Raw genomic sequence first — 25612 nt, forward strand, 5'->3', positions numbered from 1 at the left:
GGCGGTTTACCTCGCATTGCTGGCGCCGACCGGTGATTCCGGCTGGAGCTTCAGGTAGAAGTAGAACAGCACCAGCGTGATCAGCACCAGCAACGCAGCGGCGGCACTGGCCAGCCCCCAGTTGAGGAACGACTGCACCTGCTGGACGATGAATTCGGGCAGCATCATGTTCTGCGCGCCGCCGAGCAGCGCCGGGGTGACGTAATAACCGAGCGACATGACAAACACCATCAGGCCTCCGGAAAACAGCCCCGGACGGCACAGTGGCAGGAACACTCTGAAGAAATTGCTCCATGGGCTGGCGCCGCAGATCGAACCCGCCTGCAGCACCATGGGATCGATGGCTTGCATGGTCGCCTGCAGCGGCAGGACGATGAACGGAATCATGATGTAGCTCATGCCGATCACCACACCGGTCAGGTTGTGCACCATTTCCAGCGGTTGATCGATGATGCCCATGGCCATCAAGGCCTTGTTGACGACCCCTGAGGCCTGCAACAGCACCAGCCACGAATAGGTACGGGCCAGCAGGCTGGTCCACATCGACAACAGCACGATATTCAGAATCCAGCGTCCCCAGCCGCGCGGCACCAGGGTGATCACCCAGGCGAGCGGGAAGCCCAGCAGCAGGCTGAACAGCGTCACCAGACCGGCTACGGAAAAGGTATTGAGCAGCACCCGCGAGTAGGCCGAGTTGGCAAACAGTTGCTCATAGTTGCCAAGGCCCGGCACCGGTTCCAGCACGCCCCGCAGCAGCAGGGCAATCAGCGGCGCGAAGAAGAACAGTCCGAGGAAGATCAGCGCCGGAAGCAGATTGCGGCTGCCACGCCAGCGCTGTGCGAGGGAAGGGGATGCCTGCATGCCCGGCGCCTTCTGGCTGGCCGTGCCAGCGGTGCTGGAAGCACCCCCGGCCGGCATGGATTGACGAGGAGCAACCGCTGTCATTTTTACTTGACCAGCCATTCGTTCCACCGTGTCGCAATATCAGCGCCGTTCTTGGCCCAGTATGCGAAGTCGAGAGTGATTTGATCGGCAACGTGCGCGGTCGGCAGGTTAGGTGCCAGCGTAGAGTCCAGGCGCGCAACGCTCTGGGTATTGACCGGGGCATAGGCACTGAGATTGGAGAAGTCCGCCTGGCCTTTGGCACTGGTTGCATTGGCGATGAATTTCATCGCAGCGTCCTTGTTCTTTGCGCCCTTGGGTACGACCAGAAAGTCAGCCATGACCAGATTCTGTTTCCAGCTCACACCCACCGGCGCGCCATCCTGCTGCAGGGCGTAGACCCGGCCGTTCCACATCTGCCCCATCGACACTTCGCCGGAAGCCAGCAGTTGCTGGGACTGCGCACCGCCGCCCCACCAGACGATGTCCTTCTTGATGGTGTCGAGTTTCTTGAAGGCGCGGTCGAGGTCCAGCGGGTAAAGCTTGTCAGGCGCTACACCATCGGCCAACAGAGCCAGTTCCAGCACGCCGGGGCTTGGCCACTTGTACAGCGCGCGCTTGCCAGGGTAGGTCTTGGTGTCGAACATCGCGGCCCAGTCACCCGGCGCCTTACCGCCGACTTTGCTTTCGTTGTAGCCGAGCACGAAGGAGAAGAAGAACGAACCGGCGCCGTGGTCAGTCACGAAACGTTTGTCGATCTCGTCGCGTTTGATGGCGGTGAAGTCCAGAGGCTCCAGCAGGCCTTCACTGGCGGCGCGCAGGGCGAAGTCGGCTTCGACATCGACAACGTCCCACTGCACGTTACCGCTTTCGACCATGGCCTTGAGTTTGCCGTAGTCGGTAGGACCGTCCTGCACGACGGTGATGCCGCTGGCCTTGCTGAACGGTGCCGCCCAGGCCTCCTTCTGAAAGTCCTGCGTGGAGCCGCCCCAACTCACGAAGTTGACGCTCTCGGCGGCAGTAGCGGCGACACTTGAGAAAGCCAGCACGCCAGCGGCCAGGACTGCTGTTGCACGTTTGTTCAACACCATTTTTACGCCCTCATTTGTTGTGTTTTGAGCGGGCTTTTCTTGCCCGCGTAATCGGGAGCAGTAGGTCCAATGGGCCTTGAAACCTTGTACAGGTCAGGTGCTGTTATTAGTGCTGTCCCTCGCCGGGGGCGTCTGACCAGATCTTGTATTTATGGAATGTCATATTATGGTATTCCAAACTTTCTGCAAGCGTTTTGCCCTGTCAAAACGCCTTCACGGTGGCTTTTTTGGTCAGCGCCTTCGGTTAAAGGCAGTGGATTATCAGGCTCGCGCGCCAAGCGTTTGCCTGTTCAGCCGGGAAACGGAATATTTTCAATCACTTCCAGATCGTAGCCAGTCAACCCTGCGTATTTCAGTGGCGGCCCGAGGTGGCGCAGCTTGCCGACGCCCAGATCCTGCAAGATCTGTGCGCCCGTACCGACCTCGGAATAAATACGTGATTGCGAACGCGTGTATTGGCGTGGCGGCTGGGTGAGCTGTGGAATGCGCTCCAGCAGCGCTTGGGAAGATTCGTGGTTGGCGAGCACCACCACCACGCCGTGACCTTCTTCAGCGATACGTTGCAGGGCGGCCCAAAGCGTCCAGTTGGCGGGGCCGTTGTATTCGGCACCGACCAGGTCGCGCAGCGGGTCGACAACATGCACGCGCACCAGCGTGGCGGCGTCACGGCGGATGTCGCCCATCACCATGGCCATGTGCACGCCACCTTCGATGCGGTCTTCGTAGCTGAACAGACGGAAGGTGCCGTGCACGGTCGGCAGTTCGCGCTCGCCAATCCTGACGATGGTGTGTTCGGTGCTCAGGCGGTAATGGATCAGGTCGGCGATGGTGCCGATGCGGATGCCGTGCTTTTTGGCAAACACTTCCAGGTCAGGTCTTCTGGCCATGCTGCCGTCATCATTCATGACTTCAACGATGACCGACGCTGGCGTGAAACCGGCCAGCCGGGCCAGGTCGCAGCCCGCTTCGGTATGCCCGGCACGGGTCAGGACGCCGCCGTCACGCGCGCGCAATGGAAAGATATGGCCCGGCTGCACCAGGTCTTCCGGTACTGCGTGCGGGTTGACGGCAGCCTGAACGGTACGCGCACGATCTGCCGCGCTGATGCCGGTGGTCACACCTGTGGTCGCTTCGATGGACACCGTGAACGCGGTGGCGAATACGCTGCCGTTGCTGGGTACCATCTGTTCCAGGCCCAGACGCTGGCAGTGTTCGTCGGTCAGCGTCAGGCAGATCAGACCGCGCGCTTCGCGGGCCATGAAGCTGATGGCCTGTGGCGAACAGCAATCGGCAGCCAATAGCAGATCGCCTTCGTTTTCCCGGTCTTCGTCGTCGACCAGCAACACCATCTTGCCTTGGCGGTAGTCTTCGATGATGTCTTCGATGCGATCGAACGCCATAGTCAGTTTCCCGGTTTTATGGGTGGATGAATCGTGGTATACCATAAGACAGAATATTTCACAGATTGCCTATCAATGAAACAGTGAGACCGCGATGAAAGCCTATTGGATTGCACACGTTGATGTGACCGACCCTCAGCAGTACAGCGAATACACCCAGCGCGCCCCCGCGGCTTTCGAGCTGTTTGGTGGCAGGTTCCTCGCGCGCGGCGGACGTTCCGAGGCGCTCGAAGGGCGTGATACGCCGCAGCGCACGGTGATTATCGAATTTGAATCCTACGAGAAGGCGCTGGCCTGTTATCGGTCGCCCGAGTACCAGCATGCGATGAGCCACAGGCAGGGTGCTTCGAAGGCCGAGATCGTGATCGTCGAGGGGCAGTTTTAAGCGTTCAGTTGCGAGCTGAAAGCTTCAGGCATTCACCGGATAAAGTGCACCTTGCCGGTGTCGTCGTTACCGATATAAATACCGTAGACACCCGCCTGACGTTCTTCGATATAGCGTTCCAGTATCTGGCGGATGGCGGGGTAATAGATGCTGTCCCACGGGATGTCTTCGGGGGCGAAGAATCTGTAATCCAGGGTTTCCGGGCCGAACTGGCCGGTCACCTCCAGCGCGATGGCGCGGAACACAATGTAGACTTCGCTGATGCGCGGCACGCTGAAGATAGAGTAGGGCGAAAGGATCTCGGCGCGCACACCGGTTTCTTCCCAGACTTCACGCAGCGCCGCCTGCTCGGTGGTTTCGCCGCTTTCCATGAAACCGGCAGGCAGTGTCCAGGTGCCCGGGCGCGGCGGGATGGCGCGCTGGCAAAGCAGGTACTTGCCTTCCTGCTCGATGATGCAACCCGCGATGATCTTCGGGTTGATGTAGTGAATATACTGACAGCCGCCACAGACCAGCCGCACGTGCGTATCGCCAGACGGGACACGCTGAGCCAGATCAGCGCTACCGCATTGAGGACAGAAGCGCGGTGTGGCCATTTCAGCGACCTATGCGAGGTTCTTTCAGCGCAACGGGGGCGATGATGTCACGGACTTTGCTGTCTTCGTCCTGCTTGGATTTGAGGTATTCCAGCGCCACACGTGCGGCGTTGCGTACGTGATCGACCGACGCCTGGTGCGCGGCCAGCGGGTCGCCGCTCTTGATCGCTTCGACCATGAGCTCCATTTCCTTGTTGCTGGCACCGCGGCGATTTTCCTGGGATACCGAGGTGGCGCGCAGGTAGCTGATGCGCGCCTGCAACTGGCGTAGCTGGGTCGCGGCCACATGGTTGCCCGAGCCTTCCAGCAATACATCGTAGAAACCCTGGACCGAGTCGATCACCTGCTGCAGTTCGCCTTCCTTGAGCGCCTGACGATTTTCCTCCAGGGCTTTTTCCAGAGCGCGAATGTCCTTGGGCTTGGCCCGCAGGGTAAACAGCTGAACGATCAGGCCTTCCAGCACGCAGCGTAGTTCGTAGATATCGCAGGCATCAGCCAGCGTGATGATTGCAACACGCGGGCCCTTGGCATCGGCGAACTCCACCAGGCCTTCGGATTCCAGGTGGCGCAGTGCTTCGCGAACCGACGTGCGGCTTACCCCGAGGCGGTCACACAGATCACGCTCGACCAGACGATCGCCCGGCAGCAGTTGAAAGTTCATGATTGCGCTGCGCAGCTTGTCCAGCACGATCTCGCGCAGTGTGACGGGGTTGCGGTTGACCTTGAAGGTGTCGTCGAGAGGCAGGCGTTTCATCGGGTGTGCTCGGAATGGGGCTGTCAAAGTAAAAACGTGACTGGAAATAACGTCTCGCTCATGTCGGCAACCCGCAAACCGCGCGGGCTGCTGCATGGCCCGGATGGATGAACCCGGGTCGCGGCCGAGTTTATCACGCCCGTGCCTGCAACCACCAAGACTGCCCTGAGCTACCTCAGACGATGGCTGGCAGTGCACCCATCTTGCCCCGGTGATAGACCATCGGTGTGACCGGTGTCGCGGGCAGGATCAGGTTTTTCACCTCGCCGACAATGATCGCGTGATCGCCGCCGTCGTATTCCCGCCACAGCTCACACTCGATGATCGCCGTGGCCTTGCTCAGCAGCGGATTGCCCAGCTCGCTCAACTGCCACTCGATGCCCTTGGTCTTGTCCTTGCCCTTACTGGCGAAGGCATAGGCTTCTATCTGCTGGTCGGCAGACAGCAGGTGAATCGCGAATTTTTTGCTGTCACGCAACACCGGGTAAGTGTCCGACTCATAGTTAGGGCAGAACAGCACCAGGGCCGGGTCGATGGACAGCGCACTGAATGCGCTGGCAGTAATACCGAACAGGTTGCCCTCAGGGTCGAGGGTGGTGACGATGGTCACGCCCGAAGGGAATGACGCCATGACTTCTTTGTAAATACCGGGTTCTATCATCGCAGCGGCCTCGTTAACGCATGACAAATGGATCAGGCATGGGCGCCTGCGAAAGGTTGATCCACACCGTTTTCAGTTCGGTGTAGGCCAGCACGGAGTCTATCCCGCTCTCACGACCGTAGCCGCTATTTTTGAAACCGCCGATGGGCGCCATGGCCGACACGGCTCGATACGTATTGACCCAGATGATACCTGAGCGAATATCCCGCGCCAGACGGTGTGCCCGGCCAAGGTCGCGGGTCCATATTCCGGCGGCGAGACCAAACTGGGAGTCGTTGGCGATGGCCAGCGCTTCGGCTTCGTCCTTGAAACGAATCACCGATGCCACCGGGCCGAATACTTCTTCCTGCATGATCTTCATCGAATTGTGATCGCACTCGAACAGCGTAGGTTCATAGAACCAGCCTTTGCTGTCCAGCGTCGGTCGCTTGCCGCCCAGACGCAGGCGTGCACCTTCGGCCAGCGCGTCGGCCACCAGGCCTTCTACCACGGCCAGTTGCTGAGCGGTGGCCATCGGACCCATTTCGGTGCCTTCATCCTGCGGATTGCCGATGCGGATACGACTGGCGCGCTCTGCCAGGCGTTCGACGAACTCGTCGTAGATTTCGTCCTGCACCAGCAATCGCGAGCCGGAAACACAGCTTTGCCCGGACGCCGCATAGATGCCGGCGACGGCGCCATTGATGGCGCTGTCCAGATCGGCGTCGGCGAAGATGATGTTGGGTGATTTTCCGCCCAGTTCCAGCGACAGTTTGGCGAAGTTCTCCGCGCTGCTGCGCACCACATGACGCGCCGTGGCCGCGCCACCGGTGAAGGCTATCTTGCGCACCAGCGGGTGCCGGGTGAGGGCCGCGCCAGTGGTCGGGCCGTAACCGGTGATGACGTTGACCACGCCCGGTGGAATGCCGGCTTCAAGTGCCAGACGCGCCAGCTCGAGCACGGTGGCCGAGGCGTGTTCCGAGGGTTTGAGGACAATGGTGTTGCCTGCCGCCAGTGCCGGGGCCAGCTTGATGGCGGTCAGGTACAGCGGGCTGTTCCAAGGTATGATCCCGGCCACTACGCCCATCGGTTCGTGCACGGTGTAGGCGAACAGGTCGGGCTTGTCGAGGGGCAAAGTGCCGCCTTCGAGTTTGTCAGCCAGCCCTGCGGTGTAATGAAAGAATTCGGGCAGATAGCCGACCTGCCCGCGGGTTTCGCGAATCAGTTTGCCGTTGTCGCGGCTTTCCAGCTGTGCCAGTTGCTCCCTGTTTTCGGCAATCAGGTCGCCCAGTTTACGCAGCAGCTTGCCGCGTGCCGTGGCCGTCAGGCCGCGCCAGGCCTGACCCTCGAAGGCTTTCTGGGCGGCCTGAACGGCCCGCTCGACGTCAGCTTCGTCAGCATCCGGCAGTTGCGCCCAGGGTTCGGCCCGCGCCGGATCGAGGCTGTCGAAGGTCTTGCCGGACAACGCATCGACCCATTGACCGTCGATGCACATCTGAAAGCGGGTAAGGCTCATGCAACAATCCCCTTGATCGAATGGTGAGCGGACGCCGGTTTGTCGAGGCCGATCTTTTCGAAGAAACCGAGCAATACCTGGTTGACCAGGCGTGGCGATTCAACCGGCATCATATGACGCTGATCGGGCAATATCGCGACATCGGCACCAGGGATACGCGCGGCCAGTTCGCGGGCCATTTCGGGCGTCGATCCCGGGTCAAGTTCGCCCGTGGCGATCAACGTCGGTGCGCGAATATCGCCCAGATCCTCGGCGCGGTACATATCCTGAGTGGCGAACAGCTTGTACGTGGTCAGGTAACCCTGCGGATCGTTGCTGGCCAGGTTGTGCCGAATGGCCGCAATCTGGGCCGGGCTGGCCGCCTGATACTCGCGGCTGAACCAGCGTGACAGCGCTTCGCCCGCATTGGCGTCCGGGCCATGCTCGGCAGCCTGACTGGTGCGCGCAATGACGCTGGCACGCTGTTCCGCGCTGCGATTGAAGACGCTGTTGAGCACCACCAGCCCCGACAGGTGCTGGGAAAACTCCAGCGCAAACGCACGCGCCACCAGTCCGCCCATCGAGAAACCGACGACCGCCGCCTGCGGCAGTTGCAAGTGCGTCAGCAGCTCGTGCAGTTGTTCGGCATAGCCTGGCAGACCCGTATCCGGGTGGGGGCGAGGGCTGGCACCGTGGCCCAGCATGTCGTAGGCGATGACCTGATATTGCGTGGCCAGCCCGACGATCTGGCCGCCCCACATTTCCTTGTTAAGGCCCACCCCGTGAATCAACACCACGGGGTGACCTTGGCCGGTAGCCAGATAGCTGGTACCCGCCGGGGTGTGTTCAGCGGTGAGCTGAATCATGGATCGCTCCTGCGCAGATGACAAAGGTGATCGGGCGACGAGCCCTTCATGAGTTACTGGGCTTTTTCGGCCGCCAGCTCTTCCAGGTCTATATAGCGATTGCCGATTCGTGGGTGCAGGCGTCCACCGTTGGCGGCACCAAGGACTACGATGATTTCGTCGGCACGCGGCGAATCTTCGATGTGCATTTCCAGGGTGATGTAGTGCGAGCGCAGCCCTTCATCGTCCTTGTGCATCATCGGAATCTGGATCGACGTACCTGGGCCGCCGCGTTTGTTGGTGAAGCTCAGGTAGCTCTTGGCCTTGACGGCCTCACGGTAATGATTGCCAAAGCGCAGGGTATGGATCACGGCCGAAGCGTGTTCGATTTCGCCTTCCGCCCCGACCACTGCAGCCTTGCCGTAGGCCTCGATGTTCTGCGCGCCGCCAATCGCATCGGTGAGGCGCTTGACCATCAACTCGCCCAGTGTGGAGCAGTTGGCGCGAATCTCCGGTTTCAGGTCTTCGACGAAACCACGGCCCAGCCAAGGGTTCTTGATCACGGCCGCCAGCCCGATCATGGTGACCGGCTTGTCGGCGGCCTTGCCGCCCTCGATAAAGGTTTCTTCGGTGTACGTGACGATCTTGCGAATTTCAAAACTCATGAACGACTCCCGGAGCGAGCTTTTGTATTTCGTCTGATGGTATACCATAAGATCGTGCGTGCAAATGCTTTCTTTGCAGTGAATACAGGGGCCGGGACTCGCCTCATTTGCCCGAATCACTGCGGGCGCGCAGCGCTGGCACGCGTTCATCAATGACCATTCGTCAGGTACGAAGGCAATCGCTTTGAACAGGCGTCTTCTGGTCGTGACAGATATTCGGTGGGCCATAAAAGGCCCTGTCGAATTTTTCACCCAAGGAGACTCAGAACATGAAAGCTATCGTCTATGGCGGTCCGCGTGACGTCAGTGTCAAAAACGTACCGGATGCGAAGATCCAGAAGCCAACAGATGCTCTTGTCCGAGTGACCTCCACCAATATCTGTGGCTCGGACCTGCACATGTACGAAGGCCGCACGTCTTTCGAGACCGGGCGCATTTTCGGCCATGAGAACCTCGGCCAGGTGATCGAAGTCGGCGCCGGGGTCGACCGTATCAAAGTGGGCGACTGGGTGTGCCTGCCGTTCAATATTGGCTGCGGCTTTTGCGAAAACTGTGAGAAGGGCCTGACCGGTTATTGCCTGACCGCCAACCCGGGCAGCGCGGGTGCGGCTTACGGCTTTGCTGACATGGGCGATCATGAAGGTGGCCAGGCCGAGCTGTTGCGTGTGCCGTATGCCGACTTCAACTGCCTGCTGTTGCCCGAAGATGCCGCCGAGCGTGAAGAGGATTACGTCATGCTCTCGGACATCTTTCCTACCGGTTGGCATGCCACCGAACTGGCCGGGCTGCTGCCTGGCGAAAGCGTTGCCATCTATGGTGCCGGTCCGGTCGGCCTGATGGCTGCCCACTCGGCGATGATCAAGGGCGCGTCGCAGGTGTTCGTGGTCGACAACCATCCAGATCGTCTGGCACTCGCGGCGAAGATGGGCGCGACGCCGATCAACTCGCTGGAGCAGGGCGCAGTGGATCAGATCCTCAATCTGACCGATGGCAAAGGCACCGACCGTGGCTGTGAGTGCGTTGGTTATCAGTGCTGCGACCGTCATGGTCACGAGGCCAACCACGTCACCATGAACAATCTCGTTGCCTCGACCAAGGCGACAGGTGGAATCGGCGTCGTGGGCGTTTTCGTGCCGCAGGATCCGGGCGCCAAAAGCGACCTCGCGAGGGAAGGCAAGATGGCCTTCGACTTCGGTTCGTTCTGGTTCAAGGGCCAGCAGATCCGCACCGGCCAAGCCAACGTCAAGGCTTACAACCGTCGCCTTGCCGAGCTGATCCACCACGATCGCGCCAAGCCGTCGCAGATCATTTCCCATCGCCTGAAACTTGAAGAAGGCCCTGACGCCTACAAGCACTTCGATGCGCGTGATGAAGGCTGGACCAAGGTCGTGCTCAAGCCAGGTGCGTGATAAGCGCAGTTGACCAGGCCTTGCCTGAGAGCCCTTGTCGTATCTGCCACAGGCGATCGACAAGGGCGTCAGCGTTTCAGTCAGAACATTTTATTCGACGAGATTTATTCAGATGAACGAAGAATACCCAAAGCCGCCATTTGCCAGCCAGCCACAAGATGTTCCAGGCATGCAGGGCAAGATGGACCCCTATCCCGATTGCGGTGAAAAGAGCTACAAGGGCTCCGGACGCCTGCAGGGCAAGATCGCGCTGATCACCGGCGCCGACAGCGGCATCGGCCGCGCAGTCGCGATCGCCTTTGCACGTGAAGGCGCGCAGGTCGCGATCTCCTACTTGAACGAGCATGAAGACGCGCAAGAAACCAAGCGCTGGGTCGAAGAGGCGGGCCGTAAATGTCTGCTGTTGCCGGGCGACCTGGCACAGAAGCAGCAATGCGAAGACATCGTGAGCAAGACCGTTGCAGAGTTTGGTCGCATCGATGTGCTTGTCAACAACGCTGCGTTCCAGATGACGCATGAAACGCTGGACGAAATCTCCGACGAAGAATGGGTCAAAACCTTCGATATCAACATCACGGCGATGTTTCGCATCTGCAAGGCTACGGTTCCGCATATGCCGCGGGGTGGTTCGATCATCAATACCAGTTCGGTCAATTCGGACATGCCCAAGCCGACGTTGCTGGCCTACGCAACCACCAAGGGCGCAATCGCCAACTTCACCGGTGGTCTGGCGCAGTTGCTGGGCGAGAAGGGCATCCGCGTGAACAGCGTTGCTCCAGGTCCGATCTGGACCCCGTTGATCCCGGCGACCATGACCGACGAAGATGTGAAAAGCTTCGGTAGCGAGACACCGCTGGGGCGCCCGGGGCAGCCGGTGGAAGTTTCGCCGATCTATGTGCTGCTGGCCTCTGACGAAGCCAGTTACATTTCCGGCTCGCGCTATGCAGTGACGGGCGGCAAGCCGATTCTGTAATTACCCCGACAACGCCTTTTTTGTTGAAACGGTGCTCAAACAGGCACCGTTTTTTCAGGCGTCAATGACACTCTGTATTTGCTCAAGCGGGTACTGCCATTGATTGTCTAATTTCCAGACTGATTCATCCGTGTCTGCGCATATCGGGCAGGCTGACCGGTCGCCATGACAAGCGACGAAAGCGTGTCGGCATTCATCAGCAATAATGAAGTTCGGGTCGTTGTGTTGCTCAAGAACTCTTGTTTTCGCTCTGCTCGGGTGTGCGCATTCTCGGTCAACGCCTGCATGGCGAGTATATAGTTGGCTGGATCGAATCGGTTTTCCCTGGGGCCATGCGTCGAGATTTTTCTTAACGACTTTCGGAGCTCGCCTGACCACGTCTTAACCTGTGTGGCATCCGCTCCATTAACGAGGCGCTTACTGGCATCCGTCAGATAATAAAACGCATCCACTGTATTCAGGCGGACATGGGTGGTCTCGTGAATAAGGGATCGTGCAACTTCCAGCACATCGTAGTTGGCAAGAAGAGAGGTTGACACCCCAATCCGTTCGACCGATTCCTGAAACTCGCCTTGAAAATCAGTCGATGCGAGGATGTCCTCGGGTCCGTTAAAAAGAAACAGCGTCAGATCAGAGTCTGGACTGCCGATGGACTCAATGAGCTCCTGCATCTGCCGTAACGAATCTTCCACGTCGATGCTCGTAGCGGCGCGAGCGCTCGGATCCAGCGCGCCAAAGGTTGCGTCGAAAGCCTTGTTTACGTCTCGCCTCGGTGATGCTTTTAGCAGCTCGGAACGCGTGAACTCCAATAACGAAACGGCAACATCCCTAACGTCATACATTTTGGATAGCTGCTCAGGCGCGAACTCGGAAAGGTCCTTTGCAACGACAACGGTAATGGGCACGTCGTAGGGAGCAGCCCCCTGTTGATCAGCAAACCGCAAAGGCGAATTCTTGACAAAACGATACAGATTCATCCCGCCCACTGTGCCCGCCGGGTCCGGATTGATCCATCGCTGCAACCACGGCGCGTAATAGCGCAGGCCGTAGTAGTACAGCCCCGTCGCATCGCGTTCCTTGCCGGAATATCGAATGGTTTTATAGCTGGCTTCAATCGTACTGCGCCCTGCCCACCACGAGGTACCACCAAACGGGTAGTAACTTTCCTGGCTGATGATGTGCGCGTTGTTATCCAGCTCCAGGGTGCCGGACCCCAGATGATCGGCGAAGCTGTAGCGAACCTGATCGTTTTCAAGTCCTTCGGGTTGACCCGTCTGCCAGTGCAATACCCGAGCCTCGTTGCGCCCGGCCTGGGTGACGATAACGTGCAAAGTCTCGGCTGTGGCGCTGTTGCTGTGCACCTCCAGGCCTGGTAAGTAGCGCACTTCGGCACTGTGGACAACGGCTTTCGCCTTGGTCGTATGGATTTTGCGCAGGCGTTGCCCACTGGCGTCGTAGATGTAGCGCTCTTTGTCGTCGTCACCCGCTGCCCGAACCACCGGCCGCACTTGCTGCAACTGATTACGCCAGTCCCAGCTCATCGCTTGCCCGGCTTGCAACTCATTCAGATTGCCATTGGCGTCGAACGCGGCAGCGATGGCCGCTTCATCCGGCGGTCGATCGTTGATAACTGGCAGGCTGCGATTGCTGGTTTGCGAAGTGATCAGGGTGCGCGAGTGGGACTGGGTGCCCGTGTGGGTCAGTTGCAACAGATTGCCGCTCGCATCATAGCGGTAGGTTTGCGTGTAATTGGCCAGCTGCGTCAGGTCGAGCGGACACTGGAAGGATGGAAAAACAGGGCCTTGGTTGACTTTCTTGGCTTCCCTGCCGGTAGCCTGTATCAACTGATAAAGCGTGTCGTATTGATAAGTCGACACCGGCTCGATGCGCTGACCGGCACAACACCGTGTCGGCTGGGCGTGATCATCGATACGCAGGACATTGCCCACCGGGTCGTAGTCATACAGCAGATGTTGCAGCAGTTGACCATCTGCCCGTGTGCCTTTGAGTTCAATCAGACGGCCATCTGCGGCGTCGTGCACCGCCGTGGTCACAACGCCGTTGCCAGCCGTTTCCGAGGTTACGTGGCCTTGAGCGTCGTAATCGATACTGTGAACCAGAACTCGCTCTGTCTGTCCGGGGAGGCTAAGTGAAATGGCCTCAATATGACCTGCCACAGTATGGGCAAAGGTCTGGACGTTACGCTGGGCGTCCGTTTGCGAGATGACATCGCCAAGCGGACTGTGTGCCCAGCGCGTAGTCGCGCCTGGACCAGATTCGAGCAGGGCGTCACGTTCTGCCAGCGGTTCTGGCCAGTCGACATTTTCGGGATTGAAGTGGAAATGCCGCGTCTGTTCAAGCACGCCACCCGCCAAGGCGAACTCGTTATCCATTCGCGAACCAGCCGGGTCATCATGGCGTATACATTGGCCGCACTGATTATGGCCCTTGGTATCCGGCCCGCCGTATTGCCGCCGCTCGACGCAGCGTCCGTTTTCAATGATGGCAACGGGTCTGAGTAGGGCGTCATACTGCACGCTCCGCTCAGTCCCACGGCCATCCCATCCAGCCACGACCGCGCCGCTGTCACCGGCCAACATCAGCCGCCAACCGGCATCAACACTGTTGCTGAAAAGCGCCTGACCACTCAGGGAAAACACAGTGGCAAGATTGACGGCAGCCTGGCTTTCCCAGAGCCTTGCATCCCAGCAGTTGACCGGATGCCCGGCAGCATCATGAGCCACGCGGTTTATAAGAACTGCCGGCGTGTCCGTGGCCTGGTTGCGCCAAAAATCAATCGCGCGAATCTCCAGGCCGCGTGGCTCAATGACACTCAGGCGGGGCGTATGATGATGCAATGCGGCAGACTGTACGTTCATGATCACGTCATCCCTGACTGGTGACTTGAGTCCAGGCTATGTAAGTAAAGTATCGTCGTAAGTGCAGCATAGCGCAGGCCTATGAGACCACCGGCTTCAAACGTGTTGTGAGCCTGTCGACGCGCGTCATGACGCGTCGCAAAATCGACGAGCCGTAGCGCTTGACATTTTTGCCGATGGCCGGTGCCGATCAGCGAGTCTGATCCGTCGGTCACACCGTTCCTTTCAGCGACTTATGGAGAAATTGTTCATGTATCCAGACGTACAGCTTTATATCGATGGTCAATGGCGCGCAAGCCGCGACAATCGCACGTTGTCAGTCATCAACCCGGCGACGGGCGAGGCGCTGGGCACTGTGGCGCATGCCGGTATCGCCGACCTTGACGAAGCTCTGGCGGCGGCCGAGCGTGGCTTTGCCACCTGGCGTGCCACCTCGGCTTATGATCGCTACAAGCTGATGCAGAAAGCGGCGAACCTGATTCGCGAGCGTGCAGACAGCATCGCCCGAATCATGACGCAGGAGCAGGGCAAGCCCTTGGCCGAAGCGCGCATGGAAACCCTGTCGGCGGCTGACATCATCGACTGGCTGGCCGAAGAAGGGCGTCGCAGTTATGGTCGTCTCGTGCCGTCGCGGGGCGTGTCCATCGAACAGAAAGTCATCAAGGAGCCGGTCGGCCCGGTCGCTGCGTTCACGCCTTGGAATTTCCCGATCAACCAGGTGGTGCGCAAGTTGTCCTCGGCACTGGCTGCGGGCTGCTCGATCATCGTCAAGGCCCCGGAAGAAACGCCGGCGTCGCCTGCCGAACTGATTCGCGCTTTCGCCGATGCCGGTGTGCCGGCTGGCGTCATCGGTCTGGTCTACGGTGATCCGGCAGAAATCTCCGGCTACCTGATTCCGCATCCGGTCATTCGCAAAGTCACGTTCACTGGCTCTACGCCGGTCGGCAAGCAACTGGCCGCATTGGCTGGCAAGCACATGAAGCGGGCAACCATGGAACTGGGTGGTCATGCACCGGCGCTGGTGTTCGATGATGCGGATATCGACCTCGCTGCTCGCGTGCTGGCCACCGCCAAGTTCCGTAATGCCGGGCAGGTCTGCGTGTCGCCGACCAGGATTCTGGTGCAGCGCAAGGTACTCGACGCGTTCACCGAGAAATTCGTTGGCCTGACTCGCGAAATCAAGGTGGGTAACGGTCTGGAGGTGGGCACCACCATGGGCCCTGTGGCCAATGATCGACGTATTCCTGCGCTGGTCGATCTGATCGATGACGCGGTGCGTGGTGGCGCGACGCTGTCTGCCGGTGGCAAGGCTGTCGAGGGGGCGGGCTATTTCTTCGAGCCGACCGTGTTGAGTGGCCTGAAGCCGCAGATGCGCATCATGAATGAGGAGCCTTTCGGCCCTGTCGCGTTGCTGGTGCCTTTCGACACGCTAGAGGAGGCGATTGCCGAGTCAAACCGCGTGCCGTTCGGGCTGGCATCCTATGCCTTCACCACGTCGATGAAGACTGCGCAAGCGCTGAGTACCTTTATCGAAGCGGGGATGCTGTCGATCAATCATCAGGGCATCGGCTTGCCGGAAGTACCGTTCGGCGGGATCAAGGATTCCGGTTACGGTTCCGAAGGCGGCACCGAGGCCATTGAGGCCTACCTGAATACCAAGCTGGTCACTCAATACAACTGAGTGTCGCTCGGGGAAATAAAAAACGGTCGCGATGTGCAAGCATCGCGACCGTTTTTCGTTGCCAGCGTGACTCAGTCTCTGGCTTGAATACCGGTCTGTCTCATGACCAGATTCTTTTCCTTCTTGTACTGCAGGGCCACTTCGGGCGCTGGGCCGCTCTGACCGGTTTCCATCCACTTGCGTATGCGGCTGGCGTCGGCAAAGTGCGTGTACTTGCCGAACGCATCGAGAATCACCACTGAAACCGGGCGGTTGGCCATGCTGGTCAGCAGCACCAGGCAGTGACCGGCCTGGTTGGTAAAGCCGGTCTTGGTCAGCTTGATGTCCCAGTTATCCTTGCGCACCAGATGATCTGTGTTGCTGAAACCGAGGGTGTAGGTCGGTTTGCGGAAGGTCACGGTCTTCTGCTCGGTGGTGCTCAGTTCACTGAGCAGCGGGTATTTGCGCGCCGCCATCACCAGCTTGGTGAGGTCGCGCGCGGTCGACACGTTGTACACCGACAGGCCGGTGGGTTCGACGTAGGCCGTGTGCTTCATGCCCAGCGCCTTGGCCTTGGCGTTCATCGCCAGAATGAACGCCGGATAGCCGCCCGGATAGCTGTGCGCCAGGCTGGCCGCCGCGCGGTTTTCCGAGGACATCAGGGTGATCAGCAACATGTCCCGACGGTTCATTTCACTGCCGAGCTTGACTCGGGAGAAGACGCCTTTCATTTCCGGTGTCTGGGAAATGTTCACCGGAATGACTTCGTCCATCGGCTGCTTGGCATCCAGCACGACCATCGCGGTCATCAGCTTGGTGACCGAGGCAATCGGCACGATCACATCCGGGTTGCTGGAATACAGCACCTTGTCGGTCTGCAGGTCGATGACCATTGCGCTGCCCGAGGCAAGGTGCAGGTTGGAAGGATCACGGTTCAGAACGGCGGGTTCATTTGCCAGCGTAGGGGTAGAAAGCACCGGGCCGGTAAGTACAAATAATAGGCCCAAAAGAGACAGACGGATTTTCAAGAGCAAGGCTCACTCGATAAAAGGTGGTAAATGGAAGGGATCGCGTCAAAACGCTGCATTTTATGAGCAGACTTTGCTGTATGTCGATGGGCTGGGGTGGGCGTTTGCGCAATAAATGACGCAATCGGTCATTCATTAAGTTGCTGTTAAGTCGCTTTCTGCTCTGGAACCTGCCAAAAACCACATCTCAATTGAATATTCGTGGTGCGCAAGGCCCGCACCGATTAGCATTCCATGCCATTCAGGTCACCGATTCAGGAGTCATGCAATGCTCAAGGGGTTTGTCAGCAAGGATTACGCAGTACTGGTGATCATCGCTTCATTGATCGTCATTCTGCTGCTGGGTGTCGGCTTTACCTCACGTCCGAGTGACTGGGCCGGCTGGATGCAGGCGATCGGTCTGATCGTCGGGCTGATGGCCGCCGTGGCAGTACCGGCCATCCAGCGCAAGCAGGAAGCGGAACTGGCGCACAAGCAGATACGTGACCGGGAAGTGGGTTACGCGCGGCGCATGCAGTACCTGTGCGGCGAGCTGAGCGAACTGCAGGGCCGTATCAGCCTCAACCTGACCCATCTGCGCGCCAGTGACCGGCATAGCCTGAAATACACCTTGCAGGATTACCTGCATCGCCTGTTCGAGTCGCATAAACAGGACCTCAATGATGACCGCGTGGTGCTGGCTTACGAATTGCGTCAGGTCGCCAATGACCTGATCGATGAGCTCGACAGTGGCCGTACCGATCGTGTGGTGTTCATGGCGCTGGAGAAACGCCTGCAGAAACTGGCCCATCGCTGTCAGGTCAACGCGGCCATGGCCGAGCGCGGCTGAGTCTGGTCACCGGCTTTTTCCATGGCAAAAAAAAGCCCGCCATCGAAGAGGCGGGCAAGGGATGTGCGGAGCAACGCACGAGGTTTGCAGAAGAAGTCAGCTGTTGAGGGGCTGACACTGCAGTTGCCGCGACAGGGCCTCTGCAACAGGCAATGACGCGAGCGGGCCGCTGACGGGTTCGCCATCCTGAATGAGGTACCAGCAGGCCAACAGGCCGCGCTCTCTGAGCGGGGCTGGAACTGCGCTACCGACGACGGACATGATGTGTACCTTGGCCATAAGTGCCTCCTCAATCCATGGCGCTACTGTAGAGGGCGGGCGGGCAAGTCAGAAATCGACGCTCTCAATAGTGGTCATTGATAACAACGAGGGTTTGGCGCATTGCATTGGCAGCCAATTATGTGAGCACAGCAACGAAAAACCCGCCTGAAAAGGCGGGTTTTTTGTTCTGTTACCAGCGGCCGCGTGGCGGACCGTAGTAATAGCCGGGGCCTGGCGGTGGCCCGTAACGGTGGTAGTAGCCTGGCGGTGGAGGCGGTGGGTAGCGCTCCACAACCTGATAGACCGGGGCCGGCTGGTAATAGACCGGTGGCGGCGCGTAGTAGACCGGCTGCTGTTGCACGTATACCGGCTCGCGCTCGACGTACACCGTTCTGTCGCGACCTGAAGATACCGCCGCCCCGACAACGGCAGCGCCAACGATAGCACCTACCACGGCAGGGCCACCCCAGCCACGGTCAGCATTCGCCTGGCCAGCAAGGGCCAGGGCACCTACAAACAAGGCGATCTTGGGGATTTGACGAATCATGACTGTTCCTCGCTCTCAACCCGTTGTCGCGCGCCTGCATCACTCTCAAGCACTGCCACGGGATAACACTATGACACCGAAATTGTAAGAATCTGCGAAAGTGCTGAGTAAATTTTATGTAAGGTGTGCCGCGTATGTCCTCGCGCTCGCTGGTGCGTAGCATACGCTTCTATCGAAGATTCAAGCCATTACCGTCTGGAGGAAACACCCGATGTCCGTCACTGCTAACAGGGAGACATTATTGTGCATGTCCATGGCCGCCCGTCCCGGCAACTTTGGTGTGCGTTTCCATAATCATCTTTATCAGCAGTTGGGCTTGAACTTCTATTACAAGACTTTCGCCCCCAAAGACCTCGCCGCCGCCGTGGCCGGCATACGCTCGCTGGGGATTCGTGGCAGCGCAGTTTCGATGCCCTTCAAGGAGGCCTGCATCGAACTGGTCGACGAACTGGACGCCTCAGCTGCCGCTATCCAGTCGATCAATACCATCGTCAACACCGACGGGCATCTGAAGGCGTTCAACACCGATTACATCGCTGTCGCTCAACTGATGGAGAGCCATGCGGTGCCGCGCAGCGCGTTTGCCCTGCGTGGAAGCGGGGGAATGGCCAAGGCAGTCGCGTTCGCGCTGCGTGATGCGGGTTTCACCGAGGGGCTGATCGTGGCCCGTAACGAGCAGGCCGGCCGGCGTCTCGCAGAGGCGTGCGGCTTTCGCTGGCAAGCGGAGCTGGGTAGCGCGCGGCCACCCTTGCTGGTCAATGTCACTCCATTAGGGATGCAGGGCGCGCAAGCTGACGAGCTGTCGTTTGACCTGCAAGCCATCGACGCCGCTGAAACGGTTTTCGATGTGGTGGCTACCCCGGCCGACACGCCGCTGATCCAGGCTGCACGTCGCCTGGGCAAGCGTGTGGTGAGTGGTGATGAAGTGGCGGCGATCCAGGCACTGGAGCAGTTTGTGCTCTATACCGGGGTGCGCCCGACCGACGAGCAGTATCAGCAGGCGGCCGCCTTCGCCAGAGCCGGCTAGCCGGCAGGTCGGGCAGGGCGCGTTACTCCTCGGCGTGCTCCAGTCTGGCCAGTCGTTCTTCAAGGGCCGCGACCCGTGCCTCCAGCTCATCGATACGCGAGTTGGCCGCCGGACTTGCCGAAGGTCGCTCCGGTGTGTGCTGGCGGGCGGCAAGTAGCTCCTGCAGGGATTCCGGGTCGCCCAGCAGGTGCATGTAACGGTCTTCGCGCTGGCCCGACTGGCGCGGCACGAGCATCGCCAGACCTCTGGCGATCAGACGTTCCAGCTGGTGCACGACCTGCTCGCTGTCCTCGAAGTCGTGCATGCGGTTACTGCGGGTCAGCAGCTCGTTGACGGTCTGTGGCCCGCGCAGCAGCAACAGGCCAGTGAGTATCACCTGCGCCGGGACCAGCTCGAGCCCCTTGTCGACCCTGTGTTCCCAGCGATCGGCGCGACTGCCCATGACCAGCCGCGTCAGACCGCGGCCTTCCAGGGCTCGCAGGCTCTGGCCGACCTGACCCTGGGTGAGGTTCATGACCGGGTCACGACTGGTCTTCTGGTTGCAGGCAATCACCAGTGCATTGAGGGTCAGCGGATAGGTTTCCGGGTTGGTCGCCTGTTTCTCGATCAGGCAGCCCAGAATGCGCACTTCAACGCCGTTGAGTTGTAACGCCTCGGCATTCGGGGAGGATTCGGTGGAGGACGATTCGATGGACATGGCGCTTCCCTGAGTGATGGCGGTGGATCAGCGTAGGGCGTGGCGGACATTATTGCCAGTGTCTGCTGCACGGATCTGCAGGGGCGCTGAAAAGTGTCACGGCGTTTGGCGTCATGTGGGTCTATAATTGCGCCTTTCTCAATCAGGATATGTCATGTCTATTTCCCTGTACGCCGCTTCCATTCCTGTCTTTCAGCAAATGCTCAACGCGCTGAGCGACGTTCTGACCAAAGCCGAAGCCTACGCGACCGAGAAGAAAATTCAGCCGCCAGCCCTGCTACAGGCACGTCTGTTCCCGGATATGCTGCCGTTCACCCGTCAGGTGCAGATCGCCGTCGATTTTGCCAAGGGTGCTTCCGCGCGCCTGGCAGGCGTCGAGATCCCGCAATACGATGACACCGAAACCACCTTTGCCGAGTTGCAGGCTCTGCTTGCCAAGACACTCGCGTTCATCGGCAGCATCACCCCTGATCAGGTCGACGGCAAGGAAGGCATCGAAATCGTCCTGCGTCCCGGCACTGAAAAGGAAAAGCGCCTGAACGGTCAGGCCTATCTGCTCAGCTACGCCTTGCCGCAGTTTTTCTTTCACGTCACGACTGCCTACGATCTGCTGCGCCACAACGGCGTTGAAATCGGCAAGCGTGATTTCATGGGCAAGTTCTAAAACGCCCGAAATAAAGGGCTTACAGGCTTCTGCCCGAAGGGTGTGGGAGTGACCGGGGCGGCGATCCGTATTGCTCACGAAGTCGATGCATCGAGCGCCCTCTTTCCTGAGGGCTGTACCGGCCTCTTCGCGAGCAGGCCCGCTCCCACGGCCCTCGGCCAGAATCAAAAACGGGCTGGTTTACACCGACGCGTGCTCAGCGTATGGGTGCAGTTCGTTACGCTTTCACGGAGCTTTGGCGTGAGCTTCGGCATCTTACAGGATGCACTGTTTAGTCACTGCCTTGCCGGATTGAGAAGTTTCGACGCAGAGCCTCACGAAATGCACGCCAATGCGCAGCATTGGCGTGACACTCATCTTCAAGCCGCTTTAATTGTCCTCCCGCAGGCCGCGCTGTTGCAGCGGGCTGTATTGATGTTGTTCTGGAGTATTCATGTTGTTGCCCATCCTTCTGTTGTCAGCCGCCGGGTTCACCGTGCTGACTACAGAATTCGTTATCGTTGGCCTTTTGCCAGCCGTTGCCCGCGACCTGAATGTCACGGTCTCGCAGGCCGGGCTGCTGGTGACGTTGTTCGCGTTCACCGTCGCCGCCTTTGGTCCCTTTCTGACCGCCTACTTTTCGCGCTTCGAGCGCAAGCGCCTGTTTGTCAGCATCCTGGTACTGTTCGGCTTTGCAAATGTGCTGGCGGCGCTGGCGCCCAATATCGCCGTGATGGGTATCGCCCGGCTGATTCCCGCGTTGGGCTTGCCGGTGTTCTGGGCGCTGGCCAGCGAGACCGCCGTGGACATTGTCGGTCCGCAGTTTGCTGGGCGGGCGATTGCCAGGATCGGTTTCGGCATCGTTTGCGCCACGGTGTTCGGCATCCCCATCGGTACCCTGATCTCCGACGCGTTCGGCTGGCGCACGGCCTTTCTGGTGCTGGCCGGTCTGGCGTTCGCCAAGGCACTGTTGTTGACGGTCTATCTGCCGAAAACGGTTGCCCGGCCGAACCCGGTCTCGATCCTTGAACAGTTCGGCATCTTGCGCAGCCGGATGATGCAGGGGCACGTGCTGCTCTCGGTGCTGGTGTTCAGCGGCATGTTCACGGCCTATACCTACCTGGCGGACATGCTCGAGCGTCTTGCCGGTTTCGACGGCGCTCTGGTGGGCTGGTGTCTGATGGGCTTTGGTGCTGTCGGCTTGCTGGGCAACTCGCTGGGCGGGCGCATGGTCGACCGCCATCCGTTGATTGCCAGCCTGGTGTTCTGCGCTTTCATGGTCGTCGGCATGGTCGCGGTGGTGCCGAGCATTCATTCGGTGGTGGCCTTGCCACTCGCGCTTGCCGTTTGGGGCATTACCCAGGCGGCCTTGTTTCTGGTCAGTCATGTGCGGCTGATCAAGGCCGCGCCACAAGCACCTGCATTCGCGGCATCACTGAACATCGCCGGCGCCAACCTTGGCATTGGTATCGGCGCGTTGATCGGCGGCAGGGTCATTGATCACCTGGGGCTGGGCAACGTCGGTTTTGCCGCTGCGGGCATCATTGTGCTGGCGATTGTGCTGGCGCTGTTGTTGATCAAGCGTGATCCAGGGCCGCTCCCGGCTTAGCCTGCATCGGTAAACAGCTGGTTCCGAGCACTTTCGGCGATGGCGACAACGCCGGGGTGCCTGACCTTGCGCTCCACGGTAATGGCGTAGAACGATTCGGTCACCGCGTCAGTGTGGCCAACCACTTGTACGCCATACTGGTTCTGCACTTCGTCGGCGATCACGCTGGGCGCCACGAACACGCCGCTGCCGGATTTGCCGAACGCCTTCATCAGCGCGCTGTCATCAAATTCGCCAATGATGCGCGGCTGAATGCTCTGTTCGGCAAACCAGCGCATCAGTCGGCCTCGAACCACGGTTTCCTGGCCTGGAATCAGCAGCGGTGCTCCATGCATGCACTGTGGAAAATCCGTCCCGATACGCTCCGCCATTTCACGCGTGGCGAAAAAACTGACCCCGCACTCGCCCAGCTTCTGGCTATACCCCTTGATGTCCAGGTGCGGCGGCATGGGGCTATCGGAAATCACCAGGTCGAGACGCTGAATGGCCAGGTCTGCCAGCAGTCGTTCCAGCTTGTCCTCGCGACAGGTGATGCGGATTGACTCTTCCAGCGTCATGGTCGGGGCGATCAGGCGGTAGACAATCGACTTGGGCACGACGTCAGCCACCCCAATGCGCAACAGCAATTGCTGTTCATCCGGTTGCGAACGCAGCAGGTTTTCCAGGTCATTGCCCAACTGAAACATTTGTTCGGCGTAGGGCAGGGCGAGGCGACCTGCTTCGGTCATTTCCAGTTGCCGACCGACGCGCTGAAACAGATCGACCCCCAGTGACGCCTCCAGCAGACTGATCTGCCCGCTGACGGTCTGCGCGGTCAGATTCAACTGTTCACAGGCGCGCACGATGCTGCCGGTCTTGGCCACGACCCAGAAGTAGTGAAGCTGGCGGTAATTGAGCATATTTTCTGCCGATTCGGTAAAACCGAAGTATATGCCTTATAAAATCGAATTTTCCTTATGTTTCAAGATGTCTAGAATTCGCTCCAATGCCGGGCTGAACAGGCCGCCCGGCTTCACCGACCGAGGAGCCCATGAACAAAGCCCTTTACGCTGTATTACTGAGCGGTTCGCTGCTGGTAGTGGCGGGATGCGATCAGCTAGAGTCTTCCACCAAGCAGGTGGTGAACGCCGCCGCCGACAGTGCAAAACAGGTGGTCGATGACACCCATAAAGCCGCGACCCAGGCACTGGACGAGGCCAGGCAGGAACTTTCGTTGCAGGAGCCACCACCAAACTCGGCTGAAACCGAAAACACGTCTGATAAAGAAATCTGACTTATAACTATTGGCGCAGGCAGGGCAGTGATCTATGGAATACCTATTGGAACTCGCAACAAGTCCGGCAGCCTGGATCGCGCTGGCGACACTGGTGGTGATGGAGGTTGTACTGGGCATCGATAACCTGATTTTCATCTCGATTCTCACCAACAAGCTGCCTGAACATCAGCGCGAGAAGGCTCGCAAGCTGGGTATCGGCATGGCGCTGGTGATGCGTCTGGGCCTGCTCAGTACCGTTGCGTACATCGTGCAGCTGACAGAGCCGGTCTTCGAGGTATTTGGTCAGGCGTTCTCATGGAAAGACATGATCCTGATTGCCGGTGGCCTGTTCCTGGTCTGGAAGGCAACGACGGAAATTCACCACAGCATGGACGTCAAGACCGAGGAAGAGAAAGCCCTGGGTTCGGTGGTGGCGCTGAGCATGAGCGCGGCTATCGTGCAGATCCTGATGCTGGACCTGGTGTTCTCCATCGACAGTATCATCACTGCCGTGGGTATGACCGAGCACCTGCCGATCATGGTCATCGCGGTCATCTCTGCTGTCGTGGTGATGCTTGTCGCCGCCAACCCGCTGGCCAAGTTCATCAACGACAACCCGACGGTGGTCATGCTGGCCCTGGGCTTCCTGATCATGATCGGTATGACGCTGATCGCCGAAGGTTTCGGCGCCCATGTGCCCAAGGGTTATATCTATGCGGCCATGGCCTTCTCGGCAGCCGTTGAAGCCTTGAACATGCTGGTACGCAGGGCAAGACGCAAGAAAGCCGCTACTCAGGTGTCCACGCACTGATAGCTGGCGAAACTGTAAAAAAGGTCGGCCCTGGTAACAGGGTCGACCTTTCGCGTTCAAGGTGCTGGCAAATACGCTGATGAGGGCAGATCAGCTAAACGCTGCTCACGCCCTTGTAAGTCAGTTGGCTGCTACAGCGGGAGCCTTGAGATGTTTTGCAAGGACTGGCCGCTTTGCCACGCGCGACTCGACACTGCGTGGCTGGTGATGGCGACGGGATATGCGCATCACCCCCCACAGCATCGCACTGGCAACGGCAAGCCACGAGGCGATCAGCATCACGATTGTCAATTCCAGGCTCATAAGTGCCTCCACATTCCTGCTTTTTGTTGCGGTCTTGATAACTGACAGTCTAGTACGGGGCATGTTTCGGTTAATTGACCAGTGGCATCGGGCTATGAATTATTTTCGCCATTCCGCTGACCGGGGTGCCGCGCGCGGCTATACCCGGAACCCGGTCGGCTCTATCATCGGTGCTCAGGTCGGGTCGCGGGTTGCCCGATAACAGTTAAAGTGAGTGAACATGCTGTCGGTTTCTTTCAATACCGGTACTGTCGGTGCACTGCGTTCATGGTTGATTGCGGCCTTGCTGACGGGCCTTGCTGGTTGTTCGTCGATGGTTACGCCGGAGATGAAACGCCTTCCGGACCGGGTCGAGCTGACGTCGATTCCGTTCTTTCGGGGTAATGCCTATCAAAGCGGCCCGATGGTGCTGGCTAGCATGCTGGCCAACCAGCAGGTGCAGACAACGCCCGGTTTGCTCGACAAGCCGCTGCAACTGCCGGGCGCCGAGGACCGGCTCGAACAGAACATGCAGAAAGTCGCGCGTGAATACGGGTTCATGGTTTACCCGCTTGATGGCCAATTACAGGACCTGCTGACTCAGGTCTCGGCGGGTTATCCGGTCATGCTGCGTTTTGCCCAGGGCTCTGCGATGTGGAAAGGGCCGCGTTATGCGGTGTTGATCGGCTATAACCGCATCAAGGAGACCGTGCTGCTCAACGCAGGCATGGATCGTCGCTATTCAATGAGTTTCAGCAGTTTTGCGTCGGCCTGGAAGGACGCGGGCAGTTGGGCGGTGCTGATTCAGTCGCCCCGGCAGTTGCCGGCCAATGTCGATGCGCAGCGCTGGCTGCAGGCGGCTGAAGCGTTATCGACATCAGGACAGGAGCAGGCGGCGGGCGAGGCGAAAAGAACGCTGGCACGCGGCGTTAAATGAAATCAACGCGGC

27 protein-coding genes are annotated in these 25612 nt (G+C 59.3%); 11 read left to right on the forward strand and 16 right to left on the reverse strand.

Features of this window, described 5'->3' with window-relative positions; genetic code table 11:
* Positions 1-6 precede the first annotated feature (6 nt).
* The 3 genes from PI739_RS18155 to ribBA form a co-directional block, all read right to left on the reverse strand.
* Positions 7-963 (reverse strand): ABC transporter permease, encoded by a 957-nt coding sequence (locus PI739_RS18155; RefSeq protein WP_072366517.1) that lies wholly within the window; start codon positions 961-963, stop codon positions 7-9.
* Positions 948-1973 (reverse strand): ABC transporter substrate-binding protein, encoded by a 1026-nt coding sequence (locus PI739_RS18160; protein ID WP_058416162.1) that lies wholly within the window; start codon positions 1971-1973, stop codon positions 948-950. The genes PI739_RS18155 and PI739_RS18160 overlap by 16 nt, the downstream gene beginning before the upstream one ends.
* Positions 1974-2263: 290 nt before the next feature.
* Complete coding sequence (gene ribBA / locus PI739_RS18165) at positions 2264-3373, reverse strand: bifunctional 3,4-dihydroxy-2-butanone-4-phosphate synthase/GTP cyclohydrolase II (RefSeq protein ID WP_058416163.1); 1110 nt, start codon at positions 3371-3373, stop codon at positions 2264-2266.
* A 94-nt stretch (positions 3374-3467) separates the two neighbouring features.
* Here ribBA and PI739_RS18170 point away from each other — a divergent pair, with 94 nt between their 5' ends.
* Entirely contained in the window at positions 3468-3758 is a 291-nt protein-coding gene (locus PI739_RS18170) for a DUF1330 domain-containing protein (protein WP_003434186.1), read from the forward strand.
* Positions 3759-3790: 32 nt separating this feature from the next.
* Here the strand turns inward: PI739_RS18170 and PI739_RS18175 are convergent, their stop codons facing one another.
* From PI739_RS18175 to PI739_RS18200, 6 genes are all read right to left on the reverse strand, one after another.
* The gene (locus PI739_RS18175) at positions 3791-4354 is read right to left on the reverse strand and encodes an NUDIX hydrolase (RefSeq protein ID WP_003369265.1); all 564 of its coding nucleotides are present in this window, start codon (positions 4352-4354) and stop codon (positions 3791-3793) included.
* 1 nt (position 4355) lies between these two features.
* Positions 4356-5108: a GntR family transcriptional regulator gene (locus PI739_RS18180; protein WP_003369267.1), complete on the reverse strand. Its 753-nt coding sequence runs from the start codon at positions 5106-5108 to the stop codon at positions 4356-4358.
* Between the two features lie 175 nt (positions 5109-5283).
* On the reverse strand, positions 5284-5769 hold the full coding sequence (locus PI739_RS18185; RefSeq protein ID WP_003434184.1) for a flavin reductase family protein: 486 nt from the start codon (positions 5767-5769) through the stop codon (positions 5284-5286).
* A 13-nt stretch (positions 5770-5782) separates the two neighbouring features.
* Entirely contained in the window at positions 5783-7264 is a 1482-nt protein-coding gene (locus PI739_RS18190) for an aldehyde dehydrogenase (RefSeq protein WP_060707700.1), read from the reverse strand.
* On the reverse strand, positions 7261-8109 hold the full coding sequence (locus PI739_RS18195) for an alpha/beta fold hydrolase (protein ID WP_003434182.1): 849 nt from the start codon (positions 8107-8109) through the stop codon (positions 7261-7263). Before PI739_RS18195 ends, PI739_RS18190 begins: the two co-directional genes overlap by 4 nt.
* A gap of 53 nt (positions 8110-8162) precedes the next feature.
* On the reverse strand, positions 8163-8753 hold the full coding sequence (locus PI739_RS18200; protein ID WP_003369275.1) for an amino acid synthesis family protein: 591 nt from the start codon (positions 8751-8753) through the stop codon (positions 8163-8165).
* 269 nt (positions 8754-9022) lie between these two features.
* Between PI739_RS18200 and PI739_RS18205 the strand changes: the two genes are divergently transcribed.
* Both PI739_RS18205 and PI739_RS18210 read left to right on the forward strand, forming a co-directional pair.
* A complete protein-coding gene (locus tag PI739_RS18205; protein WP_003434181.1) occupies positions 9023-10162 on the forward strand; it encodes a glutathione-independent formaldehyde dehydrogenase in 1140 nt (379 codons plus the stop codon).
* A 112-nt stretch (positions 10163-10274) separates the two neighbouring features.
* Positions 10275-11135, forward strand: coding sequence for a glucose 1-dehydrogenase (locus PI739_RS18210; protein ID WP_003434180.1), 861 nt, complete (start codon positions 10275-10277; stop codon positions 11133-11135).
* 107 nt (positions 11136-11242) lie between these two features.
* Here PI739_RS18210 and PI739_RS18215 read toward each other — a convergent pair whose 3' ends face one another.
* Complete coding sequence (locus tag PI739_RS18215) at positions 11243-14014, reverse strand: RHS repeat domain-containing protein (RefSeq protein ID WP_271352080.1); 2772 nt, start codon at positions 14012-14014, stop codon at positions 11243-11245.
* A 250-nt stretch (positions 14015-14264) separates the two neighbouring features.
* Here PI739_RS18215 and PI739_RS18220 point away from each other — a divergent pair, with 250 nt between their 5' ends.
* Positions 14265-15695 carry an NAD-dependent succinate-semialdehyde dehydrogenase gene (locus tag PI739_RS18220; protein ID WP_271352081.1) on the forward strand — a complete coding sequence of 477 codons (1431 nt, stop codon included), beginning with the start codon at positions 14265-14267 and terminating at the stop codon, positions 15693-15695.
* 71 nt (positions 15696-15766) lie between these two features.
* Here the strand turns inward: PI739_RS18220 and pbpG are convergent, their stop codons facing one another.
* Positions 15767-16702 (reverse strand): D-alanyl-D-alanine endopeptidase, encoded by a 936-nt coding sequence (gene pbpG / locus PI739_RS18225; protein WP_032609595.1) that lies wholly within the window; start codon positions 16700-16702, stop codon positions 15767-15769.
* A 268-nt stretch (positions 16703-16970) separates the two neighbouring features.
* Here pbpG and PI739_RS18230 point away from each other — a divergent pair, with 268 nt between their 5' ends.
* A complete protein-coding gene (locus PI739_RS18230) occupies positions 16971-17531 on the forward strand; it encodes a hypothetical protein (RefSeq protein WP_058396988.1) in 561 nt (186 codons plus the stop codon).
* Between the two features lie 96 nt (positions 17532-17627).
* Here the strand turns inward: PI739_RS18230 and PI739_RS18235 are convergent, their stop codons facing one another.
* Both PI739_RS18235 and PI739_RS18240 read right to left on the reverse strand, forming a co-directional pair.
* On the reverse strand, positions 17628-17810 hold the full coding sequence (locus tag PI739_RS18235; RefSeq protein WP_003434175.1) for a hypothetical protein: 183 nt from the start codon (positions 17808-17810) through the stop codon (positions 17628-17630).
* Between the two features lie 172 nt (positions 17811-17982).
* Positions 17983-18339, reverse strand: coding sequence for a hypothetical protein (locus PI739_RS18240; RefSeq protein ID WP_003410180.1), 357 nt, complete (start codon positions 18337-18339; stop codon positions 17983-17985).
* A 211-nt stretch (positions 18340-18550) separates the two neighbouring features.
* On the opposite strand from PI739_RS18240, the gene PI739_RS18245 reads away from it, so the two are divergent.
* The gene (locus PI739_RS18245) at positions 18551-19366 is read left to right on the forward strand and encodes a shikimate 5-dehydrogenase (RefSeq protein WP_054081494.1); all 816 of its coding nucleotides are present in this window, start codon (positions 18551-18553) and stop codon (positions 19364-19366) included.
* Positions 19367-19388: 22 nt separating this feature from the next.
* Here PI739_RS18245 and PI739_RS18250 read toward each other — a convergent pair whose 3' ends face one another.
* Positions 19389-20063, reverse strand: a complete 675-nt coding sequence (locus tag PI739_RS18250) for a YceH family protein (protein WP_054081493.1) — start codon at positions 20061-20063, stop codon at positions 19389-19391.
* Between the two features lie 154 nt (positions 20064-20217).
* Here PI739_RS18250 and PI739_RS18255 point away from each other — a divergent pair, with 154 nt between their 5' ends.
* Positions 20218-20727, forward strand: coding sequence for a DUF1993 domain-containing protein (locus PI739_RS18255; RefSeq protein WP_003369297.1), 510 nt, complete (start codon positions 20218-20220; stop codon positions 20725-20727).
* Positions 20728-21160: 433 nt separating this feature from the next.
* Positions 21161-22315 carry an MFS transporter gene (locus PI739_RS18260; RefSeq protein ID WP_003434173.1) on the forward strand — a complete coding sequence of 385 codons (1155 nt, stop codon included), beginning with the start codon at positions 21161-21163 and terminating at the stop codon, positions 22313-22315.
* On the opposite strand, the gene nhaR is transcribed toward PI739_RS18260, so the two are convergent.
* Positions 22312-23214, reverse strand: a complete 903-nt coding sequence (gene nhaR / locus PI739_RS18265) for a transcriptional activator NhaR (RefSeq protein ID WP_003369301.1) — start codon at positions 23212-23214, stop codon at positions 22312-22314. The genes PI739_RS18260 and nhaR overlap by 4 nt on opposite strands.
* Before the next feature lie 131 nt (positions 23215-23345).
* Between nhaR and PI739_RS18270 the strand changes: the two genes are divergently transcribed.
* A complete protein-coding gene (locus tag PI739_RS18270; protein ID WP_003369303.1) occupies positions 23346-23588 on the forward strand; it encodes a hypothetical protein in 243 nt (80 codons plus the stop codon).
* Between the two features lie 34 nt (positions 23589-23622).
* Positions 23623-24381 carry a TerC family protein gene (locus tag PI739_RS18275; protein WP_003369306.1) on the forward strand — a complete coding sequence of 253 codons (759 nt, stop codon included), beginning with the start codon at positions 23623-23625 and terminating at the stop codon, positions 24379-24381.
* A gap of 120 nt (positions 24382-24501) precedes the next feature.
* On the opposite strand, the gene PI739_RS18280 is transcribed toward PI739_RS18275, so the two are convergent.
* On the reverse strand, positions 24502-24684 hold the full coding sequence (locus tag PI739_RS18280) for a hypothetical protein (RefSeq protein ID WP_042930717.1): 183 nt from the start codon (positions 24682-24684) through the stop codon (positions 24502-24504).
* Positions 24685-24904: 220 nt separating this feature from the next.
* Between PI739_RS18280 and PI739_RS18285 the strand changes: the two genes are divergently transcribed.
* The gene (locus tag PI739_RS18285; protein WP_058396986.1) at positions 24905-25600 is read left to right on the forward strand and encodes a hypothetical protein; all 696 of its coding nucleotides are present in this window, start codon (positions 24905-24907) and stop codon (positions 25598-25600) included.
* Positions 25601-25612: the final 12 nt, after the last annotated feature.

The sequence above is a fragment of the Pseudomonas cerasi genome (genome assembly GCF_027983475.1).
Classification (GTDB): domain Bacteria; phylum Pseudomonadota; class Gammaproteobacteria; order Pseudomonadales; family Pseudomonadaceae; genus Aquipseudomonas; species Aquipseudomonas cerasi.

Coding starts and splice junctions, on each gene's coding strand:
- nhaR (WP_003369301.1), bottom strand. CDS start 23,214: ATGCTCAATTACCGCCAGCTTCACTACTTCTGGGTCGTGGCCAAGACC.
- PI739_RS18215 (WP_271352080.1), bottom strand. CDS start 14,014: ATGAACGTACAGTCTGCCGCATTGCATCATCATACGCCCCGCCTGAGT.
- PI739_RS18210 (WP_003434180.1), top strand. CDS start 10,275: ATGAACGAAGAATACCCAAAGCCGCCATTTGCCAGCCAGCCACAAGAT.
- ribBA (WP_058416163.1), bottom strand. CDS start 3,373: ATGGCGTTCGATCGCATCGAAGACATCATCGAAGACTACCGCCAAGGC.
- PI739_RS18275 (WP_003369306.1), top strand. CDS start 23,623: ATGGAATACCTATTGGAACTCGCAACAAGTCCGGCAGCCTGGATCGCG.
- PI739_RS18260 (WP_003434173.1), top strand. CDS start 21,161: ATGTTGTTGCCCATCCTTCTGTTGTCAGCCGCCGGGTTCACCGTGCTG.
- PI739_RS18200 (WP_003369275.1), bottom strand. CDS start 8,753: ATGAGTTTTGAAATTCGCAAGATCGTCACGTACACCGAAGAAACCTTT.
- PI739_RS18205 (WP_003434181.1), top strand. CDS start 9,023: ATGAAAGCTATCGTCTATGGCGGTCCGCGTGACGTCAGTGTCAAAAAC.
- PI739_RS18250 (WP_054081493.1), bottom strand. CDS start 20,063: ATGTCCATCGAATCGTCCTCCACCGAATCCTCCCCGAATGCCGAGGCG.
- PI739_RS18155 (WP_072366517.1), bottom strand. CDS start 963: ATGGCTGGTCAAGTAAAAATGACAGCGGTTGCTCCTCGTCAATCCATG.
- PI739_RS18160 (WP_058416162.1), bottom strand. CDS start 1,973: ATGGTGTTGAACAAACGTGCAACAGCAGTCCTGGCCGCTGGCGTGCTG.
- PI739_RS18270 (WP_003369303.1), top strand. CDS start 23,346: ATGAACAAAGCCCTTTACGCTGTATTACTGAGCGGTTCGCTGCTGGTA.
- PI739_RS18285 (WP_058396986.1), top strand. CDS start 24,905: ATGCTGTCGGTTTCTTTCAATACCGGTACTGTCGGTGCACTGCGTTCA.
- PI739_RS18230 (WP_058396988.1), top strand. CDS start 16,971: ATGCTCAAGGGGTTTGTCAGCAAGGATTACGCAGTACTGGTGATCATC.
- PI739_RS18185 (WP_003434184.1), bottom strand. CDS start 5,769: ATGATAGAACCCGGTATTTACAAAGAAGTCATGGCGTCATTCCCTTCG.
- PI739_RS18245 (WP_054081494.1), top strand. CDS start 18,551: ATGTCCGTCACTGCTAACAGGGAGACATTATTGTGCATGTCCATGGCC.
- PI739_RS18240 (WP_003410180.1), bottom strand. CDS start 18,339: ATGATTCGTCAAATCCCCAAGATCGCCTTGTTTGTAGGTGCCCTGGCC.
- PI739_RS18220 (WP_271352081.1), top strand. CDS start 14,265: ATGTATCCAGACGTACAGCTTTATATCGATGGTCAATGGCGCGCAAGC.
- PI739_RS18195 (WP_003434182.1), bottom strand. CDS start 8,109: ATGATTCAGCTCACCGCTGAACACACCCCGGCGGGTACCAGCTATCTG.
- PI739_RS18235 (WP_003434175.1), bottom strand. CDS start 17,810: ATGGCCAAGGTACACATCATGTCCGTCGTCGGTAGCGCAGTTCCAGCC.
- PI739_RS18280 (WP_042930717.1), bottom strand. CDS start 24,684: ATGAGCCTGGAATTGACAATCGTGATGCTGATCGCCTCGTGGCTTGCC.
- PI739_RS18175 (WP_003369265.1), bottom strand. CDS start 4,354: ATGGCCACACCGCGCTTCTGTCCTCAATGCGGTAGCGCTGATCTGGCT.
- PI739_RS18255 (WP_003369297.1), top strand. CDS start 20,218: ATGTCTATTTCCCTGTACGCCGCTTCCATTCCTGTCTTTCAGCAAATG.
- PI739_RS18180 (WP_003369267.1), bottom strand. CDS start 5,108: ATGAAACGCCTGCCTCTCGACGACACCTTCAAGGTCAACCGCAACCCC.
- PI739_RS18190 (WP_060707700.1), bottom strand. CDS start 7,264: ATGAGCCTTACCCGCTTTCAGATGTGCATCGACGGTCAATGGGTCGAT.
- PI739_RS18170 (WP_003434186.1), top strand. CDS start 3,468: ATGAAAGCCTATTGGATTGCACACGTTGATGTGACCGACCCTCAGCAG.